This window comes from Syntrophaceae bacterium (genome assembly GCA_013177825.1).
Lineage (GTDB): Bacteria > Desulfobacterota > Syntrophia > Syntrophales > PHBD01 > PHBD01.
In genome coordinates this window covers 264,922-282,763 of record JABLXX010000005.1, presented here as the reverse complement: position 1 = coordinate 282,763, position 17,842 = coordinate 264,922, and the positions used below count along the sequence as shown (strand labels likewise).

The 17,842-nt window shown below is 61.5% G+C and carries 14 protein-coding genes; all 14 read left to right on the top strand.

The features are described from left to right. Window positions 1-5: 5 nt before the first annotated feature. The 14 genes from HPY65_12320 to HPY65_12255 all read left to right on the top strand — a co-directional run bounded on the left by HPY65_12320 (window position 6) and on the right by HPY65_12255 (window position 17,457). On the top strand, window positions 6-449 hold the full coding sequence (locus HPY65_12320; protein ID NPU85257.1) for a Zn-ribbon domain-containing OB-fold protein: 444 nt from the start codon (window positions 6-8) through the stop codon (window positions 447-449). 1,628 nt (window positions 450-2,077) lie between these two features. After that, window positions 2,078-2,500, top strand: a complete 423-nt coding sequence (locus tag HPY65_12315) for a hypothetical protein (GenBank protein ID NPU85256.1) — start codon at window positions 2,078-2,080, stop codon at window positions 2,498-2,500. Between the two features lie 13 nt (window positions 2,501-2,513). Beyond that, window positions 2,514-4,181 carry a long-chain fatty acid--CoA ligase gene (locus HPY65_12310; GenBank protein ID NPU85255.1) on the top strand — a complete coding sequence of 556 codons (1,668 nt, stop codon included), beginning with the start codon at window positions 2,514-2,516 and terminating at the stop codon, window positions 4,179-4,181. Window positions 4,182-4,287: 106 nt separating this feature from the next. Then, window positions 4,288-5,301, top strand: coding sequence for a nitronate monooxygenase (locus HPY65_12305; protein ID NPU85254.1), 1,014 nt, complete (start codon window positions 4,288-4,290; stop codon window positions 5,299-5,301). Between the two features lie 62 nt (window positions 5,302-5,363). Beyond that, a complete protein-coding gene (locus HPY65_12300) occupies window positions 5,364-6,170 on the top strand; it encodes an enoyl-CoA hydratase/isomerase family protein (protein NPU85253.1) in 807 nt (268 codons plus the stop codon). Between the two features lie 2 nt (window positions 6,171-6,172). Further along, a complete protein-coding gene (locus tag HPY65_12295) occupies window positions 6,173-6,652 on the top strand; it encodes a DUF4442 domain-containing protein (GenBank protein ID NPU85252.1) in 480 nt (159 codons plus the stop codon). Window positions 6,653-6,676: 24 nt separating this feature from the next. Continuing rightward, entirely contained in the window at window positions 6,677-8,686 is a 2,010-nt protein-coding gene (locus tag HPY65_12290; GenBank protein ID NPU85251.1) for an FAD-dependent oxidoreductase, read from the top strand. Further along, the gene (locus tag HPY65_12285) at window positions 8,686-9,435 is read left to right on the top strand and encodes a SpoIIE family protein phosphatase (GenBank protein ID NPU85250.1); all 750 of its coding nucleotides are present in this window, start codon (window positions 8,686-8,688) and stop codon (window positions 9,433-9,435) included. The genes HPY65_12290 and HPY65_12285 overlap by 1 nt, the downstream gene beginning before the upstream one ends. A 49-nt stretch (window positions 9,436-9,484) precedes the next feature. Further along, on the top strand, window positions 9,485-10,840 hold the full coding sequence (locus HPY65_12280; GenBank protein ID NPU85249.1) for a sigma-54-dependent Fis family transcriptional regulator: 1,356 nt from the start codon (window positions 9,485-9,487) through the stop codon (window positions 10,838-10,840). A 304-nt stretch (window positions 10,841-11,144) separates the two neighbouring features. Beyond that, entirely contained in the window at window positions 11,145-11,951 is an 807-nt protein-coding gene (locus HPY65_12275; protein NPU85248.1) for a crotonase/enoyl-CoA hydratase family protein, read from the top strand. Window positions 11,952-11,997: 46 nt separating this feature from the next. After that, complete coding sequence (locus HPY65_12270) at window positions 11,998-13,149, top strand: isovaleryl-CoA dehydrogenase (protein ID NPU85247.1); 1,152 nt, start codon at window positions 11,998-12,000, stop codon at window positions 13,147-13,149. Between the two features lie 111 nt (window positions 13,150-13,260). Beyond that, on the top strand, window positions 13,261-13,977 hold the full coding sequence (locus HPY65_12265) for a crotonase (protein NPU85246.1): 717 nt from the start codon (window positions 13,261-13,263) through the stop codon (window positions 13,975-13,977). A 74-nt stretch (window positions 13,978-14,051) separates the two neighbouring features. Continuing rightward, window positions 14,052-15,086: a nitronate monooxygenase gene (locus tag HPY65_12260; protein ID NPU85245.1), complete on the top strand. Its 1,035-nt coding sequence runs from the start codon at window positions 14,052-14,054 to the stop codon at window positions 15,084-15,086. A gap of 472 nt (window positions 15,087-15,558) precedes the next feature. Then, complete coding sequence (locus tag HPY65_12255; protein ID NPU85244.1) at window positions 15,559-17,457, top strand: propionyl-CoA synthetase; 1,899 nt, start codon at window positions 15,559-15,561, stop codon at window positions 17,455-17,457. Window positions 17,458-17,842: the final 385 nt, after the last annotated feature.

The window sequence follows — 17,842 nt, the reverse complement described above, 5'->3', positions numbered from 1 at the left end:
TTTCCATCTCTTCGGGCGAAGCCAGCCAGCCTTTCAACTGGAGCGTCGGAAAGCACGGCTCTTATTTTCTCCAGCAACTCAGGGACAAAAGGAAGATCGTCGGTATCAAGTGTCCCGGGTGCCAGCGGGTATATGTTCCCCCGCGGCCGGTCTGCGGTCATTGCTTCAAGGGGCTGACGCTGGACGATATCATTCCCGTTTCGGACGAGGGGACCGTTTACGTCTGCACGATCGTCCAGTTCGGGTTCGTGGACCCCAGCACGGGAATACAGCGCCCCGTTCCGTACACCTGGGCCTTTGTGAAACTGGACGGCGCGGATACCTGCCTGACTCACTTCCTGGACAGCACCGATCCGGAGAAGGTGAAAGTAGGCGCTCGCGTCAAAGCCGTCTTTGAGGAAAAAAGAACGGGCAACCTGATGGACATCAAGCACTTCGCCGTGCTGTGATCCGGATTGCCGTCAACGACCCTTGCCCCGTCCGGGGCTCCTCCGAGCGGAGGACGACCCCGGACGGGATCGGAACATCGCGGGGAGGGCCTGTAATCACAGGTATCATTTTCGTTCTTCTACTCATGAGATTCAACGAATAAGCATGAACAGGTTCTGACGGTTGGTTCGAGCGAACATGTCCCGATGCCTGATCGTAACCCCGGTAAAGATCCGAATTTTGTCAAAGGCGTTCCCATGAGCGGAACGCTTCTCCATCCCCGGGGTCGTGATCCTGTCGTGAGCATCGCGAAACCTGTCGCCACGCATGATTCGATATCTCAATCTTCGCCATGAAAGGAGATATCATGTCGTTTCAAAGAGTCTGGCACAAGCAGAACCATCCCAGCGTACCTCCCGAGATCAAGGTCCAGAAGAAGACCATGCCGGAGATACTGGCCGACGACGCCAAACAATATCCGAAACTGCCGGCCATTTACTACATGGGGAAGAGCCTGTCCTTCGAGGAGTTCGACGGCCTGGTGAATCGTTTCGCCAACGCCCTGACCGGCCTCGGCCTCCGGCGCGGGGACAGGATGGCCATCCTGCTTCCCAACATCCCCCAGGTCCTCATCGCCAACCTGGCCGTCATGAGGCTGGGGGCGATTCCCGTCATGCTGAACCCTCTCTACACGGACCGGGAGCTGGAGTACCAGATCTCCAATTCCGAGTCGAAGATGGCGCTCACCCTGGACCTCGTGCTGCCCAAGATCGAGAGGATCCGGGCCGCCACCCGGCTGAAAGACATCATCGCCTGTCACATCAGCGACTACCTGCCCTTCCCGAAAAAGCAGCTCTTTCCCATTCTCAAGAAGGACATGTTCCGGAAGATCCCGTCCGAGCAGGGAATGCACGAGTTCCTGAGCCTGATCGAAAAGGCGCCGGGCACGCCCGTGAAAAACGCGGCCCGCTGGGAGGAAACGGCCGTCGTGATGTATTCCGGCGGGACCACGGGCGTCAGCAAGGGGGTGGTCCACACCCATGCCGGCCTGTCCACGAACGTGCAGCAGCTTGCGGCCCACATGTACGACATCGAGCCCGGGGATCGTCTGCTGTTCATCTTCCCGACCTTCCACATCGCCGGCCATTTCTGTTCTCACCTGTGCCTCTGCATGAAGCTGACAAACGTCCTCATCCCCAGGCCGGAGCCGCCCCTTCTGGCGGATGCCATCCGGAGCGGGAAGCCGAATTTCATCGGCGCCGTCCCAACGATCTACACGGCGCTTCTCCGGGAGAAGAAGTTCCGGAATTCGGACGTTTCCTTCATCAAGGGGTTTTTCTCCGGAGCCGCGCCGCTTCCCATCGAGATCATCAATCAGCTCAAGGAATTGACCGGGTCCACGATGCTCGAGCTGTACGGGATGACCGAGGCCGGGATCGTGACCGGTACACCCTGGCGCAAGCCCATCCGGGTGGGCACCGTCGGGATCCCCTTCCCGAGTACGGACATGAAGATCGTCGACGTGGATTCGGGAACACGGGAGATGGGGATCGGCGAGTCCGGAGAGATCTGCCTGAAAGGCCCCCAGGTGATGAAGGAATACCTCAAGAATCCCGACGAGACGGCCAACGTCCTCCGGGACGGCTGGATGTACACGGGCGATATCGGCGTCGTGGACGAGGACGGCTTCCTCAGCATCGTAGACCGGAAGAAGGACGTGATCATCACCGGCGGCTTCAATGTCTATCCCAAGGAGGTCGACGAAGTTCTCTACGAGCACCCGAAGATCCTGGAGGCCTGCACCATCGGCGTCCCGGATGACTACCGGGGGGAGACCGTCAAGGCCTATGTCGTGCTGAAACCGGGTGAAACCGTAACGGCGGAGGAGGTCATCGCCTTCTGTCGGGAGAAGCTCAGCCCGTACAAGGTTCCGAGGCAGGTGGCGTTCATCAGCGAGATGCCGAAGAGCGCCGTCGGCAAGATCCTGCGGCGGGAGCTCAGGGACATGGAGATGAAGCGGAAGAGCAACGCTTCGCAGGGAGCCGAGAAGACGGCAGCGGCCGCAAATTGAGGATTCTGCAATGATGGAAGAGCGTCTTTGGCACAAGGAGTATATGCAGGGCGTCCCACGGGAAGTGATCTTCGAGGATCTGACGATGCCGGAATATCTCTCGCGCACGGCCCGGCGTTTTCCCCGGAGGGACGCCCTCATCTTCATGGGGAAAAGGATTTCCTTTTCCGAACTCGATGCGTTGGCGACGACTTTTGCAAAATCATTGAGAAAAATCGGTGTCGGGCCGGGAGACCGGGTTGCCCTGCTCCTGCCCAACATCCCCCAGATCGTGATTGCCTATTACGGAATCTGGCGGGCCGGTGCCGTCGCCGTTCCCTGCAATCCTCTTTACACGGAAGAGGAGATCGTTCATCAGGTCAACCTCTCCGGCGCGACGGCCGCCGTTGTCCTCGATCTGATTGTCCCGCGCGTGATGGCGTTGAAGCCGAAAACGCCTCTCAAGACGGTCATCACCGCCCACATCAGCGATTATCTTCCTTTCCCGGCGAAGCAGCTTTTTCCGTTCGTCAAGAAGGGAATGTACCGCTCCGACGACAGGATGGACGGTTTCCTCCCGTTCCTGGATCTGATGAAGAATGCCACGCCGGGCGTGACCCTGGAGAGTCCCAAAATGGACGATCTGGCCCTGATTCCCTATACCGGCGGGACCACGGGTGTTTCCAAGGGCGCGATCATCACCCATCGCAACATTTCGTCCATCAATCAGATCCTCGGGGCCTGGTTTTTCGATCTGAAAGACGGACTGGATAGCGAGCTGGCCATCTTTCCCTTTTTCCACATGGCCGGTTTCAACCTGGTGATGAACCTGAGCATCTACAAGGGATGGACGGCCATTCTGGTCCCGAGGCCGGAGCCCAAGGCCGTGATGGAGATGACGCTGAAATACAAACCGTCGATCTTCCTGGCGGTCCCGACGATCTATGTGGGCGTCATGGCTCTGCCGGAGTTCAAGAAGGCGGACCTGTCCTTCATCAAGGGCTTCTTCTCCGGGGCGGCGCCGCTCTCCGTGGAGACCATCCAGGCGCTTCAGGATGCCACGGGGGCTTCGATCGTGGAGGGGTACGGGATGACGGAGTCGACGTCCATCACCCACATGACGCCCTGGCGCGGCAAGCTGAAACCGGGGAGCGTCGGGGTTCCGCTGCCCAACACGGATATCCGGATCGTCGATCTGGATACGGGCACCGTCGACATGCCCGTCGGAGAATCCGGGGAAATCCTCTTCAAGGGGCCGCAGCAGTGCAAGGGCTATTACGACATGCCGGAAGAGACGGCGCAGTCCCTGCGGGACGGCTGGTTCTACACGGGGGACATCGGCCGGATGGACGAAGACGGCTTCCTCTACATCGTGGATCGCAAGAAAGACATGATCATCGCGGGGGGATACAACATCTATCCGCGGGACATCGACGAAGTCCTGTACCAGCATCCGAAAGTGCTGGAGGCCTGCACCGTCGGAGTTCCCCACGACTACCGGGGGGAGACCGTGAAGGCGTACGTGGTTCCCCGTCCCGGTGAAATCGTCACGTCGGCGGAGCTGGACCAGTTCTGCCGGCAGAAACTGGCTGCCTATAAAGTCCCGAAAATCTACGAAATCGTCGAAGGCCTGCCCAAGTCGGCAGTGGGCAAGATTCTTCGCCGTGAACTCAGGGAAATGGCCATGAAACAGAAGCCGTGACCGCCGTTTGCGAAGCCCCTTTCCCGCCGGTTTTGCCGGCGGGAAAGAGGCCGGCAGGCATGGCCCGGAGTGATTTCAGGAACGGATGCTCATTATCGGCAGGGAGATGAGAATGTTTAAAACAAGGTTGACGGAAATGCTCGGCATACCCCATCCCATCATGATGGGCGGGATGCAGTTGCTGTCTACAGCGGAGTTTACGGCTGCGGCCGCCAATGCGGGGATCATGGCTTTTCTCACGGCGGAGACGTTCCCCTCGCCGGAGGCCCTGCGGGAGGAGATCCGGAAAACGCGCCGCCTGACGGACCGGCCTTTCGGGGTGAACATCAGCATGCTGCCGGATACCGGGCGGGGTGAGCGCTCGTTGACCTTTGCCGGGATCGCCGCGGAAGAGAAGGTGGCCGCCGTCGAAACGGCGGGAAGCGATCCGGCGTTCATGGTTCCGATCCTGAAGGAGGCCGGCGTCAAGGTCTTCCATAAGGTGCCTTCGATCCGGTTCGCGAAGAAGGCCGTCGCCGGCGGCGTCGACGGGATCATCATCGTCGGCTTTGAATGCGGCGGGCATCCCGGGATGGACGATGTGCCGCTGTCGATCATCCTGCCGAGGGCCGTCGACGAACTGCCCGTTCCGGTCGTCGCCGCCGGCGGCATCGCCGACGCCCGGGGCTTTGCTTCGGCCCTCTGCCTGGGGGCGGACGGCGTCCTCATGGGGACCCGTTTTGTGGTCACGGAGGAAAGCACCATGTGCGAGAGCATCAAGAAGCGGTATCTCGAGATCACGGAAAAAGACACGACCCTCATTATGCGTTCCCTGAAAAACCCCTTTCGGTGTTATAAGAACGCGGCGACGGAGCGGGTTCTGGAGATGGAGGCGCGGGGGGCGTCGCTCCTCGAGCTGCTGACGGTCGTGGGGGGGCAGGTGAGCCGGGATACCTACGCCAAGGGAGACCCCGACGGCGTACCCGTCGCCTGCAGTCTGGGAGCCGCCCTCATTCACGACGTGAAGCCGATCGCCGATGTCGTGGCCGACATCGTGGAAGGGGCCCATGCGATTCTCTCACGGGTCCGGAACATGGAAGAGCCGGGAACGGGAACCCGCGCCGGCGCCGCACATGCATGACGGGGGCGGGCGTGACGAGCCGGGAACGGCAATGAGGTGAACCATAAGCGGGGAGGCTGATCGTGAACGACTTTGTACGCGGTGAAAAAAAAGGCGCCATTTTCTATTTGACCCTGAATCGTCCGGAGCAGCGGAACGCCATCACCTTCGAGATGATCGAGACGATCTCGCGGATGGTCGAGGATCTGATCATCGATCCCGAGGTCCGGGTCGTCATCCTGAAGGGAGAAGGCAAGGTTTTTTCCGCCGGGGTCGATTTCAGTTCCCTGGCCGCTCTCGTCGGGCGCTTCATGGCCGATTCGGCCGCCGGGGGGGCGTCCATCCGGGCCGACATTTCCCGTTATCAGCATTACATCAACCGCCTGGAGGCCATCGAGATTCCGATCATCTGCGCCATGCAGCACCGCGTGCTGGGGCTGGGGCTGGAGCTGACCCTGGCTTGCGACATCCGCCTGATGAGCGACGACTGTCTCTGGAGCATGCCGGAGCTCAAGTTCGGCGTCGTTCCGGACCTGGGAGGGACGGCCCGCCTGACCCGGGTTGTCGGAGCCGCCAAGGCCATGGAAATCCTGATGACGGGACGAACATATACGGCCGCCCAGGCGCTTGAATTCGGACTGATCAATGGTATATGTCCGGGTGACTCCCTGCTGGAGGAAGCGGAGCGGATGGCAAAGGACATCATCGCCATGGGTCCCGTGGCCGTGGGCGCGGTCAAGCGGATCGTCAGGGGCGGAGACGGAGTCGACCTCATGACCCACCTGGGCATGGAAGTCACGCTCCAGAGCGCTCTCCTCCGCGGCGAAGATTTTCAGGAAGGGGTGAAGGCCCTGATGGAAGGGCGAAAACCGGATTGGAAAAGGAGATGACGATGATCGAAGAGAAGTACAAAAACGTGGCCGACTTTTCATGCAACGGCATCGAAGCCATCAAGCGGACGGGCGTCCGGGTGGTCGAAATGCGCGACCGATACGTCAAGATGCTGATGCCCATCCAGGGGAACGTGAACCACGTCGGCATCATGTACGCTGGTGCCCTTTTCGGACTGGGAGAGGTGATCGGCGGTGCGCTGTTCGGGGCCGCCTTCGACTACATGAAATATGTTCCCATCGCGAAGGAAGTCTCCATCCGCTATCGCCGCCCCGCCCTGACCGACGTCACCCTGGTCGCCGAGATCTCGGAGGAAGACGTCGCCCGGATCGATGCGGAGCTGAGGGAGAAGGACAAAGCGGACATCCCCCTCGACCTGGAGCTCAAGGATGCGCAGGAGGAAGTGGTTGCCATCGTCCATGGGACCTGGCAGGCGAGAAGGATTCCCGACGGCTTTGTCATCCCGTGGGCAAAGGCGTAGCCGGCAGGGGAAGGGGATTCCGTCATGAAACACATCCGGCTGTTCGAGCCCATCCGGATCAATCGGCTGGCCGTGGAAAATCGCGCGGTGATGCCTGCCATGGGCCTTCATTACACGGACGATTACACGTTCAGCGACCGGTATTCCGCGTTTTACAGGACCCGGGCCCACGGGGGCGTGGGACTGATGATCGTCGGTCCCCTGGCGGTCGATCTCTATGGCGGGGCTCCGGTCATGCCCGGCCTGTTCGACGACAGGAACATGAAGATCCTCTCGGCGCTCAATGCCGAGCTGCACAGGGATACGAAGGCGAAGATCGGCGTTCAGCTCTTCCACATGGGAAGAAATGCCCCGACCCGGCTCTTTACGGGAGAGCCGCCCCTGGCGCCTTCCGCCGTGCGGAGCCGGCTCACCGGGGACGTTCCCAAGGCCATGACGGAGGAGGACATCGACCGCGTCCAGGTTTCCTTTGCCCGCGCGGCCGAGCGGGCCGTTGCTGCGGGATTTGATTTCGTCGAGATCATCGCCTGCACGGGATACCTGGTCAGCCAGTTCCTGTCCCCGCTGACGAACCTCCGCACCGACGGCTACGGCGGATCCTGGGAGAACCGGATGCGCTTCGGCCTGGAGCTGATCCGCCGGGTGCGGACGGCCGTCGGTCCCGATATCGCCCTGGGCATCCGGGTGGCCGGGAACGACTTCATGGAGGGCAGCAATACGAACGCCGAATCGGCCCTTTTTTGCGCAGAGGCTGAGAAGGCGGGTGTTGACGCGGTCAACGTGACGGGCGGCTGGCATGAGACGCTCGTTCCCCAGCTGACGCAGGGCGTTCCCCCCGGTGCTTACGCTTACCTGGCCCGGGGCATCCGTGAAAAAGTCTCCGTACCCGTGTTCGCCTCCAACCGCCTGGGCGACCCCGATGTTGCGGAGCGGGTCCTCCGGTCGGGGGCGGCCGACATGATCTGCTGGGGGCGGCCGCTGATCGCCGATCCGGATCTGCCCCGCAAGGTCCGGGAGGGCCGGTTCGACGAGATCATCCGCTGCGTCTCCTGCAACCAGGGCTGCTTCGACAGCATCTTCCTCGGCAGGGGGATTTTCTGCGCCGTGAATCCGACCGTCGGGCACGAGGGAGAACCGCCGGCTGCGAAATCCCCGCAACGGAAGAAGGTGTTTGTCGCCGGAGGCGGCCCTGCGGGGATGCAGTTTGCATTGACTGCTTCAGGGCGCGGCCATGCCGTTACGATTTTCGAAAAGGAAGAGAGCCTGGGAGGCCAGATCCCGGTTGCTGCGGGTCCGCCGTCCAAGGAGGAACTTCTCCACATCCGGGACGGCATGGCGAGGCGGCTCGGGCGGACGAACGTGGAAATCCGGTTCGGCCGTTCCCTGACGGCCGAGGACGTGAAGCGGGAACAGCCCGACGTCGTGGTCGTGGCCACCGGGGCGGAGCCGATCGCCATCCGCGTTCCGGGCATGGACAAACCCCACGTCGCGGATGCCTGGGACGTGCTCCGGGGGGATGTTGCCCGCATCGGGAAACGGGTCGTCGTTGTCGGCGGAAACGCGGTCGGTTGCGAGACGGCGGAATGGATCGCCACGGACGGGTTGCCGGACCCGGAGACATTCATGTTTCTTGCCTGCCACGGCGCGGAAACCACGGAGAAGCTGCAATCTCTGGGGGTCTGCAACGGCCGCCGGATCACCGTGATCGACATGGTGGACCGCATCGGGGCCAACGTGGGACCCTCGACCCGCTGGGTGCTCATGCAGAGCCTGAAGCGGCACGGGGTGGAGCTTCGCACCGGGACTAGGCTGGTCGAGATCCTCGATGATGCCGTCGTCGTCGAGACGGGTGCGGGACAGGAGCGCATCGAGGCGGATACGGTCGTGATGGCCGTGGGGTCCAGGTCCGTGAACGGCCTGGTGGAAGAGCTTCGGCCCCTGGGCGTCGAAGTGATCGTGGTCGGTGACGCAAAAGCACCCAGGAAATTCAGCGACGCCATCGCCGAGGGGTATGCAGAGGCTCGGAACCTGTAATGGCGGGACGCAACGGCAACGGACCGGTGAAATACGACGTGCCCGGCATCCTGTCGGTTCTCCTGATTCCCGGATCGGACAAGGCGGACTGGGAAGGGATCGGAGACGCGGTCCTGGTTGACGGGCAAAGGCGCATCGTGGCCGTTGCCGACGGTCCGGCACGAAACCCGGAGGCGTCTTCCGCGTTCCTGAAGCGGTTCCGGGCGGGGATGGCCGATCTGATGAAACCGGGGAAGGCCTGGTCGTTCCTCGACAGCGGCTTCACGGACCTGGTGTCCGCCACCAACCTCCTGGTTCGCGAGACGACCTACCATGACGGCACGACGTTCTCCGCCGTGGTTCTGGGAGAGGGCAACCGGTATGCCGTCCTGCATGCGGGAGACAGCCTGATCTTTCTGCTCACGCCGTCGACGGGAGAAGTCGCTCAGATCAGCCGGACCAACCACTGCCTGGTCGGCCGGACGGCGAGCCTGTTTCAGGCCGAAGAGGCGTCGTTCCGGGAGGAGGATCTTTTTCTGATCGCTTCCGACGGTCTGGCATCCCTGGCGCGCTCTTCCGGCCGGACGACGGCGGCATTCATCGGCGGCCTGATGAGGGAATGCGGAACACCGGTAGACATGATGGAGAGCATATGCGAGTCTGCCCGCCGGATCGATCGAGGGCTTGACGATATCGGCGTCGTGGTCGTGAAGCCGGAGAGACTGTCCGGTGCCGTCAGGGAGATCGCGGCCCCGTCGTTTTTTCCGTAAACGGCACTCCCTGTCCGACGGGACAGGCATCCGATGACCAGGAGTCGTCATGAAGTCAACCATTCTCATCGTCGATGATACACAACTGATTGCCGAATCCCTCCGGAAAGCCCTTTCCCGGGAAGGATATGACATCCTGACGGCAGCCACGGGAAAGGATGCGCTTCTGTCCTACGAGGAAAACGGCCCGGATCTGATCCTCCTGGATGTCAAGCTCCCGGACATCGACGGCATTCAGGTATTGCAGAAAATCAGACAGGTGGACGCCAAGACCCCCATCATCGTGATGACGGCCTACAGCGGGATCAAGGGGGCCGTGGAGGCCATGAAGTCCGGGGCCTATGATTACGTCGCCAAGCCCTTCGACATCGATGAGCTGAAGATCATCGTCGCGCGGTGCCTGGCGTCCCGCAAGGTCGAGGCCGAAGTCGACCACATGCGGTCGACGAAGAAGGAGCTTTACAGCTTCAGCAAAATCATCACCTGCAGCCCGACGATGAAGCCGATCATCGACATGAGCCAGCGGGTGGCCATCGGAAGCCGTTCCACGGTCCTCATTCAGGGAGAAAGCGGGACGGGAAAGGAGTTGTTCGCCAACGCCATCCACTACAGTGGGCAGCGGGCGAATCATCCGCTGGTGGCGGTGAACTGCGCCATGCTCTCGGAGGGGGTGCTGGAAAGTGAGCTTTTCGGGCATGAGAAAGGGGCCTTCACGGGTGCGGTCAAGCAGAAGAAGGGGGTTTTCGAGCTTGCCGATCAGGGAACGCTCTTTCTCGACGAGATCGGAGAAATCAGCCCGGCGACCCAGATCAAGCTCCTGCGCTTCCTGGAAGAGCGCGAGCTGCAGCGGGTGGGCGGGACCAAGAAGATCAACGTGGATGTGCGAATCATTGCCGCGACGAACCGGAACCTGATGAAGCGGGTCGAAGAGGGCCGGTTCCGGGAAGACCTTTACTACCGCCTGAATGTCATCGCCTTCAATATCCCTCCGTTGCGTGAGCGAAGGGAGGACATCCCCCTCCTGACCGACCATTTCCTGGATCTGTACGGCCGTCTGCTGGGAAAAAGCGGCCGCCGGTTCAGCAGAGAGGCGATGGATTCCCTGATCCGCTATCCCTGGCCCGGAAATGTCCGGGAGCTGCGGAACGTGATCGAGCGGGCCGTGCTGTTGAGCGACGACACGGAAATCGGCCTGCAGGATGTTCCCCTGGAGATCTCGGGGAGGCACAACGGCCCGGAAGCGTCAAATGTCAAATATATCGAGGATATGCCCCTGGATCTGCTTATCAAGAACTATACCGAGAGCATTCTGGCCCGTCACAAGAATAACCGGACGAAGGCATCGGACGTCCTGGGCATCACGAGGCAGAGGCTGCGCAGGATTCTCAAGTCTCTGCCGGATTAAATCGGACCGTGGGCTGATTCGATTTCATCCACCGGCATGCCTTTGATTCCATTGAAGTTGGGTAGGGATGGACCTCTTGCCCCGACCGGAAATGGATGGTCTTCATCCAGTCGCCGGCCCGGGACCCCGCTCTGCTTCTCCGCGCAATCCATCATCCCGTTTCCATCACCCCCTCAAACCCCGTTAATGCAGAGGCTTTCTCGCTCCGCAGCGGATCGGCCGCCGTTCTTCCTGTGGGGTGGGCATGTCTTTTGCTGCACGGACTGCGTTCGGAACCGCATTTTCTGCTTCAAGGAGGGGGACGATGGAGAAAAAAGATCCTTTCCGGGTCGAGCGCGAGGGGCACATTGCCTGGCTGATTCTGGATCGCCCGGAGAAGCGCAATTCCATGGGATTGAATTTTTATGACGAACTCGGGAAGCACTTCAAGGCATTCGACGAAGATCCCGACGTGCGCGTCGTGGTGATGCGGGCGGAGGGGAAGAGTTTTACATCGGGGACCGATCTGAGTGAGCTGGCAACGTTTTACGGCCAGAAGAACGCCGGTCAGCGGGAGGACCTTCGCCTCACGATACGCAAGGCCCAGGAGGGCATGGACTGGATCGAGCGCTGCCGGAAGCCCGTCATCGCCGCGGTGCACGGCCACTGCCTCGGAGGTGGAGTCGATCTCCTGTCCGCATGCGACATCCGCATCGCCTCCCGGGACGCCGTTTTCAGCATCCGGGAAGTGCGGGTGGCCTTCATTGCCGACGTGGGAACCCTGCAGCGGCTTCCCCATATCATCGGCCACGGCTGGTTCCGCGACCTCGCCCTGACGGGCCGGGATTTCGGAGCCGAAGAGGCCCTGAAGATGGGGTTCATCACCGGGATTTTCGAGGATCGACAGGACGTGGTCGCGGGGGCGAGGAACCTGGCGCAGCAGATCGCATCCTATTCGCCCCTGGCCGTGCAGGGAACGAAGGACGTGTTCCTGTACAGCAGGGACAAGGGAATCCACGCCGGCCTGGAATACACCGCCCAGAAGAACGCCGCCGTCGTTCCCTCCGAAGACATGATCGAGGCCGCCATGGCGTTCATGGAAAAGCGGGTGCCCGTCTACAAGGGAAAATAGATGCCCGGTCCCGGTCCGGACCAGGGCGAAGAAAGGATGGAAGAACATGGATTTCCAGTTGAACGAAGACCAGAAGATCTTCAAGGCGACCCTGCACAAGTTCGTCGATGAAGTGATTATCCCGCGGGCGCCGGAGGTGGATCAGGACGGGATTTTCCCGACGGAAAATTTCAAGGCCATGGCGGATCTCGGCCTGTTCGGCATCTCCATCCCCCAGGAGCACGGCGGCAGCGGCGAGGGCATCATGTCCTGTGTGCTGGCCATGGAGGAACTCGGACGGGGATGCGCCTCCACGGCGAACACCTTCGGTTCCCACGCGATTCTCTGCACGGAGAACATCTGCCGCAACGGAAACGATGCGCAGAAGAAAAAATACCTTCCCGACCTGATCGAGGGCAAAAAGATCGGCGCCATCGCCATCACCGAACCGGAGGCCGGCTCGGACGCCCTTTCCATGAAGACGCGGGCCGTCCGGAAGGGCGACCGCTACATCCTGAACGGAACAAAGATGTTTATCACCAACGGTCCCGTCTGCGATGTCGTGCTCGTGTACGCCAAGACAAATCCGGATGCGGGCCCGAAGGGCATTTCGGCCTTCATCGTCGAGAGAGGGTTCAAGGGGTTCTCCAGCGGCAAGACGCTGAAGAAGATGGGCGTGAAAGGATCGCCGACGGGGGAGCTTGTTTTCGAGGATTGCGAAGTGCCCGCGGAGAACCTCGTCGGGGAGGAAAACGGCGGCATCCGGGTCCTCATGAACGGCCTGGACCGGGAGCGGATCGTCTACTCCATCTGCCCCATCGGCGTGGCCCAGGGGGCTTTCGACGTCGCCTTCCGCTACGCCCAGGAACGGATCCAGTTCGGACTGCCCATCATCAGCTTCCAGATGATCCAGGAGATGCTGGCGGAGATGGCGACGGAGATCCACGCGGCCCGGCTCATGGCCTATTGGGCGGCCACCACCGCCGACCAGGGCGGACGGGTCCGCCTGGAGGCCTCCTATGCCAAGCTGTTCTGCTCCCAGGTGGGGATGCGCACCGTGGACAAGGCTGTGCAGATTCTCGGCGGATACGGCTTCATCAGCGAGTTTCCCGTGGAGAGGATGTACCGCGACATGAAAGGCATCGAATTCGGCGCCGGAACGACCCAGATCCAGAAGCTTATCATCGCCCAGGAGCTGATCCGGAAGGGCGGTGCGTGACGGCAGCCGCAAGATCGTGAAATACTCGACAGGAGGAAGAACGTGGACAGAAAGTATGTACGGTATGAAGTGGAAGGCCGCCTGGCGGTCGTGACCATCGACAATCCGAAGATGAACGCCCTGGGGATGCCCGTGGTGGCGGACCTGGAGGCGGTATTCGACGAGCTGGAAGGCCGGAAGGACATCGGGGTGGCCATCATCACGGGCGCCGGGGAGCGGGCCTTCGTCGCCGGGGCGGACATCAAGGGATTCAAGGACGTCTTCGGCCGGAAGGACATTGCCTTTGACAGCGCGAGAAAAATGCAGGCCTGTTTCACGAAAATCGAGAAGTCCCGGCTGGTCGTCATCGCCGCCATCAACGGCCTGGCCCTGGGAGGCGGGTGTGAGCTGGCGTCGGCCTGCGATATCCGGATCGCCGCGGACACGGTCATCATCGGGGTTCCCGAGGTAAAGCTGGGGTTGATTCCCGGCGCCGGTGGCACGCAACGCCTGGGACGGCTGCTGGGGAAGGGACGCGCCAAGCTCATGGTGCTGTCGGGGGATTTCTTCACGGCCCAGGACGCTTTCCAGATGGGGCTTCTGGAAAAGGTCGTCCCTGCGAAAGACTTGATGGCCGAGGCGAAGAAACTGGCCGGCTCGATTCTCTCCAATGCCCCTCTCGCCGTGGAGGCCGGCAAGAAGGCCATCAACCAGGGCGTGGAGATGTCCCTGGAGGACGGTCTGGTGTTCGAGGCCGGCCTGGTCGGGGACCTGTTCCTGACGGAAGACCTCCGGGAGGGGGCCGGTGCGTTTGTAGAGAAGCGGTTCCCCGTCTTCAAGGGGAAGTAAATAACAGGCATCCGTTTCAGGACAAGGCCCCGGCGTGATGCCGGGGCTATTCCATATTCAGGAGAAGTCCAAGCATGAAGACGAAAATCACGGAGATGCTGGGGATCCAATATCCCCTCATCCTGTCCGGCATGAGCTGGATCAGTGTTCCGAAGATGGTCGCCGCCGTATCCAATGCCGGCGGCCTGGGGATCCTCGCCACCGGGCCTTTCAATCCCGACGAGACGCGGGAGGCGATCCGGGAAATCCGGAGTCTGACGGACAAGCCTTTTGGAGCCAATGCCCCGCTGGTGCTTCCCGGTGCGCGGGACAATGCCCGCGTCCTGATCGAGGAGCGGGTTCCCGTAATCAACTACGCCCTCGGGAAGGGAGACTGGCTGATTCGCGAGGTCCATGCCTACGGGGGCAAGGTGCTCTCCACCGTTGTGAACGATCTTCATGCCCGTCGCGCCCAGGAGCAGGGGGCCGACGGGGTCATCGCGACGGGTCACGAGGCGGCCGGTCACGGCGGGGATGCGACCTCGCTCGTCCTGATCCCCCACCTGGTGGACATGCTGGAAATTCCCGTCGTTGCCGCCGGCGGTTTTGCCGACGGACGCGGACTGGCGGCCGCCCTGTCCCTCGGGGCATCCGCCGTTGCCATGGGGACCCGCTTCATGACGACCCGGGAAAGCACCCTGCATGCAAACTACAAGAAGATATCCATTGAAAAGGACATCTACAGTACGCTGTATTCCACCCGCTTTGACGGCATCCCCTGCCGGGTCATGGAAAACAGGATCTCCCGGGCGATGCTGAAAAAGAGACTGAACCTGCCGGCCGCCTTTTTCAACTCACAGATCATTGCCAGACAGTTGCGACTCCCTTATTGGAAACTGTTCTTCGGTGTCCTGCTCTCGGGATGGAAAAGCGCCCGCCAGCTCGCCTATTTCGCCAATGCCTACAAGCTGATCCTGGCGGCGACGGAGCGGGGGGATACGGTAGGGGGGCTCCTGCCCATGGGTCAGGTGACGGGCCTGATCCAGGACGAGCCGACGGTAGCCGAACTCATGGAGCGGATCGTCCAGGAAGCGAAGTCCGTCCTTGCGGATCGATACGCCATGATGTAGTATCCACGCCATCGTTGGACCCGGAATCCGCCGGGTCCGACTCTGTTTCACAATCCCGTGTTCGACATACCGGGTGAAGACGGCACGAACAGGTGTGGACTCCGCCGACCTCCGGCGGAGTCCATGGTGGCATTCCATACTTTCTCACGAGCTTCTGCAAAGCGCATCCGAATGTCCCTCCTTCATTTTGACCCGACTCACCCCCCTGTATGGTTGAATGCAAGCCCCTTCTCCGCTCGCGGAGGAAGGGGCCGCTTTTCCGTATTGGCGCGGCGACGGCCGCTACGTTGGAGAAACGGCCGTTGATATGCCGGCGTCAGGGCGGTCCCTGCAAAGAAACCGCCCCGACGGAGTCTTGCGAGTGTTCCGGCGCCGCATGGAACGGAAGCGTCCCGAGATGCAGAGTTGCACAGATGACGGTTTTTTCCCGTGCGCCGCTGGAAATATATAAAAAAAGAAGGAGAAAGATGGAATGTCAGTCAGCAAGTATGAAGCGGTTTACGGAGAATCCATTGAGCGGCCCGAAGCGTTCTGGGGCAAAGCGGCACAGGAGATTCAGTGGTTCAAGAAATGGAACGGCGTTCTCGATGACACCCGGGCCCCCTTTTACCGGTGGTTTGTCGGAGGAGAGCTGAACACCTGCTACAACGCGCTGGACCATCATGTCGAGTCCGGACGGGGGGAGCAGGCGGCGATCATCTATGACAGCCCCGTCACAAACACGGTCCGGAAAATCACGTACGGGGAGCTCTTGGGAAAGGTGTCGAAGTTTGCCGGCGCTCTCTCCGGCCTGGGCGTGGCAAAGGGAGAGACGGTCATCATCTACATGCCCATGATTCCCGAAGCCGTCGTGGCCATGCTGGCCTGCGCGCGCATCGGGGCGGTGCACTCCGTCGTTTTCGGCGGCTTCGCACCCACGGAGCTGGCCATCCGCATCGACGACGCCAAACCGAAGGTCATCGTCTCGGCATCCTGCGGAATCGAAGGCAGCAAGGTGCTTCCCTACAAGCCGCTTCTCGATGAAGCGGTCCGGATCGCCGGACACAAGCCACAGAATTGCATCATCTACCAGCGGCCCCAGGTGGAGGCCGCCATGACCGCGGGCAGGGACCTGGACTGGAACGCCCTGGTCGACGGAGCCAAGGCGGTTCCCTGCACGCCCGTCGCGGCGACGGACCCCCTGTACATCCTTTATACCTCGGGTACGACGGGAAAGCCGAAAGGCGTGGTCCGGGACAACGGCGGGTACGCTGTCGCCCTGAAGTGGTCGATGAAGTACATCTACGACGTGAAGCCCGGCGAGGTCTTCTGGGCGGCCTCCGACGTCGGCTGGGTCGTCGGCCACTCCTATATTGTTTATGCCCCGCTGCTTCACGGGTGCACGACCGTTCTCTACGAGGGGAAGCCGGTGGGGACGCCGGATCCCGGGGCCTTCTGGCGGGTGATCTCGCAGCACGGCGTGTCCGTGCTGTTCACGGCACCCACGGCATTCCGGGCGATCAAGAAAGAAGATCCGAATGCCGAGCACCTGAAAAAATTCGACATTTCCTCCCTGCGCTATCTCTTCCTGGCGGGGGAGCGTCTCGACCCGGACACGTATCACTGGGCCAGCGACATGCTGAAACGGCCCGTCATCGATCACTGGTGGCAGACGGAGACGGGTTGGCCCATCGCGGCGAACTGCATGGGCGTCGAGCCGTTTCCCGTCAAGGCGGGCTCGCCGACCAAGTCCGTCCCGGGGTACAATGTCCAGATCCTGGACTCCGAGGGGAACGAGCTTCCCAGGGGCGAAGAGGGGGCCGTGGTGATCAAGCTGCCCCTGCCTCCCGGATGTCTTCCGACACTCTGGCAGGATGACGGGCGCTTCCTGGAGTACGTCACGGAAAGGCCCGGGTATTACGTCACCGGAGACGGCGGATTTATCGACCGGGACGGTTATATCTTCATCATGGGCCGCATCGACGACGTGATCAACGTGGCGGGGCACCGCCTTTCCACGGGCTCCATGGAGGAGATCGTCTCCCGGCACAAGGATGTGGCGGAGTGCGCGGTCCTGGGGGCCGATGACAAGCTCAAGGGCCAGGTTCCCGTCGGCTTCGTCGTGCTGAAGGCGGGCGTTGAGCACAAGCCGGAGGAAATCGTGGAAGAGCTCGTCCGGATGGTGCGCTCGGAGCTCGGGGCGCTGGCCTGCTTCAAGCAGGCGGCGGTCGTGAAGGCCCTTCCGAAGACAAGATCGGGCAAGATCCTGCGGAGTACCATGCGCAAGATCGTGGATGGCAAGGAATACGCGGTGCCTTCGACCATCGATGACCCCTCTGTCCTGGATGCCATTACCGATTCCGCGAAAGAGATGGGCTATGCGAAATCCTGATCCTTCACGGGGATCGTCGGACGCCCTGCAGCCGTGACCGAATGCGGCACGGGCGTTTTGGACTGCCGGGTCTCGCCGCGTCCTGAAGGGGAAGACCGGGACGCGGGAGGCACGGGATCATCATTCCTCTTCTGAATGTGCGGCAATGACGGGCCATCCCGAAGCGAGAGCGGAGGGGTGGCCCGTTCATGCCATTCCGGAATCGGTCGGGCTTCATCCGGCCGTCATTTTTAATTGAATCCTGCAGGCAGAAAACCTTGCCTCGCCGCAGGAAAATCCTTATCATTGCAACTCTTCGAAGTTCTTTGGCACACGGATCGTACCGGCATTTCGGTTGGACGCGCGGCTGCTGCGCCAGTGAGAGTTCACGGCGTCTGCAATTCCT

Bases quoted from the DNA above. Each gene is read 5' to 3' on its own strand.
- HPY65_12315 (NPU85256.1), top strand. From the start codon at position 2,078: ATGTACACGGGCGATATCGGCGTCGTGGACGAGGACGGCTTCCTCAGC.
- HPY65_12310 (NPU85255.1), top strand. From the start codon at position 2,514: ATGGAAGAGCGTCTTTGGCACAAGGAGTATATGCAGGGCGTCCCACGG.
- HPY65_12305 (NPU85254.1), top strand. From the start codon at position 4,288: ATGAGAATGTTTAAAACAAGGTTGACGGAAATGCTCGGCATACCCCAT.
- HPY65_12295 (NPU85252.1), top strand. From the start codon at position 6,173: ATGATCGAAGAGAAGTACAAAAACGTGGCCGACTTTTCATGCAACGGC.
- HPY65_12290 (NPU85251.1), top strand. From the start codon at position 6,677: ATGAAACACATCCGGCTGTTCGAGCCCATCCGGATCAATCGGCTGGCC.
- HPY65_12285 (NPU85250.1), top strand. From the start codon at position 8,686: ATGGCGGGACGCAACGGCAACGGACCGGTGAAATACGACGTGCCCGGC.
- HPY65_12280 (NPU85249.1), top strand. From the start codon at position 9,485: ATGAAGTCAACCATTCTCATCGTCGATGATACACAACTGATTGCCGAA.
- HPY65_12275 (NPU85248.1), top strand. From the start codon at position 11,145: ATGGAGAAAAAAGATCCTTTCCGGGTCGAGCGCGAGGGGCACATTGCC.
- HPY65_12270 (NPU85247.1), top strand. From the start codon at position 11,998: ATGGATTTCCAGTTGAACGAAGACCAGAAGATCTTCAAGGCGACCCTG.
- HPY65_12265 (NPU85246.1), top strand. From the start codon at position 13,261: ATGAACGCCCTGGGGATGCCCGTGGTGGCGGACCTGGAGGCGGTATTC.
- HPY65_12260 (NPU85245.1), top strand. From the start codon at position 14,052: ATGAAGACGAAAATCACGGAGATGCTGGGGATCCAATATCCCCTCATC.
- HPY65_12255 (NPU85244.1), top strand. From the start codon at position 15,559: ATGTCAGTCAGCAAGTATGAAGCGGTTTACGGAGAATCCATTGAGCGG.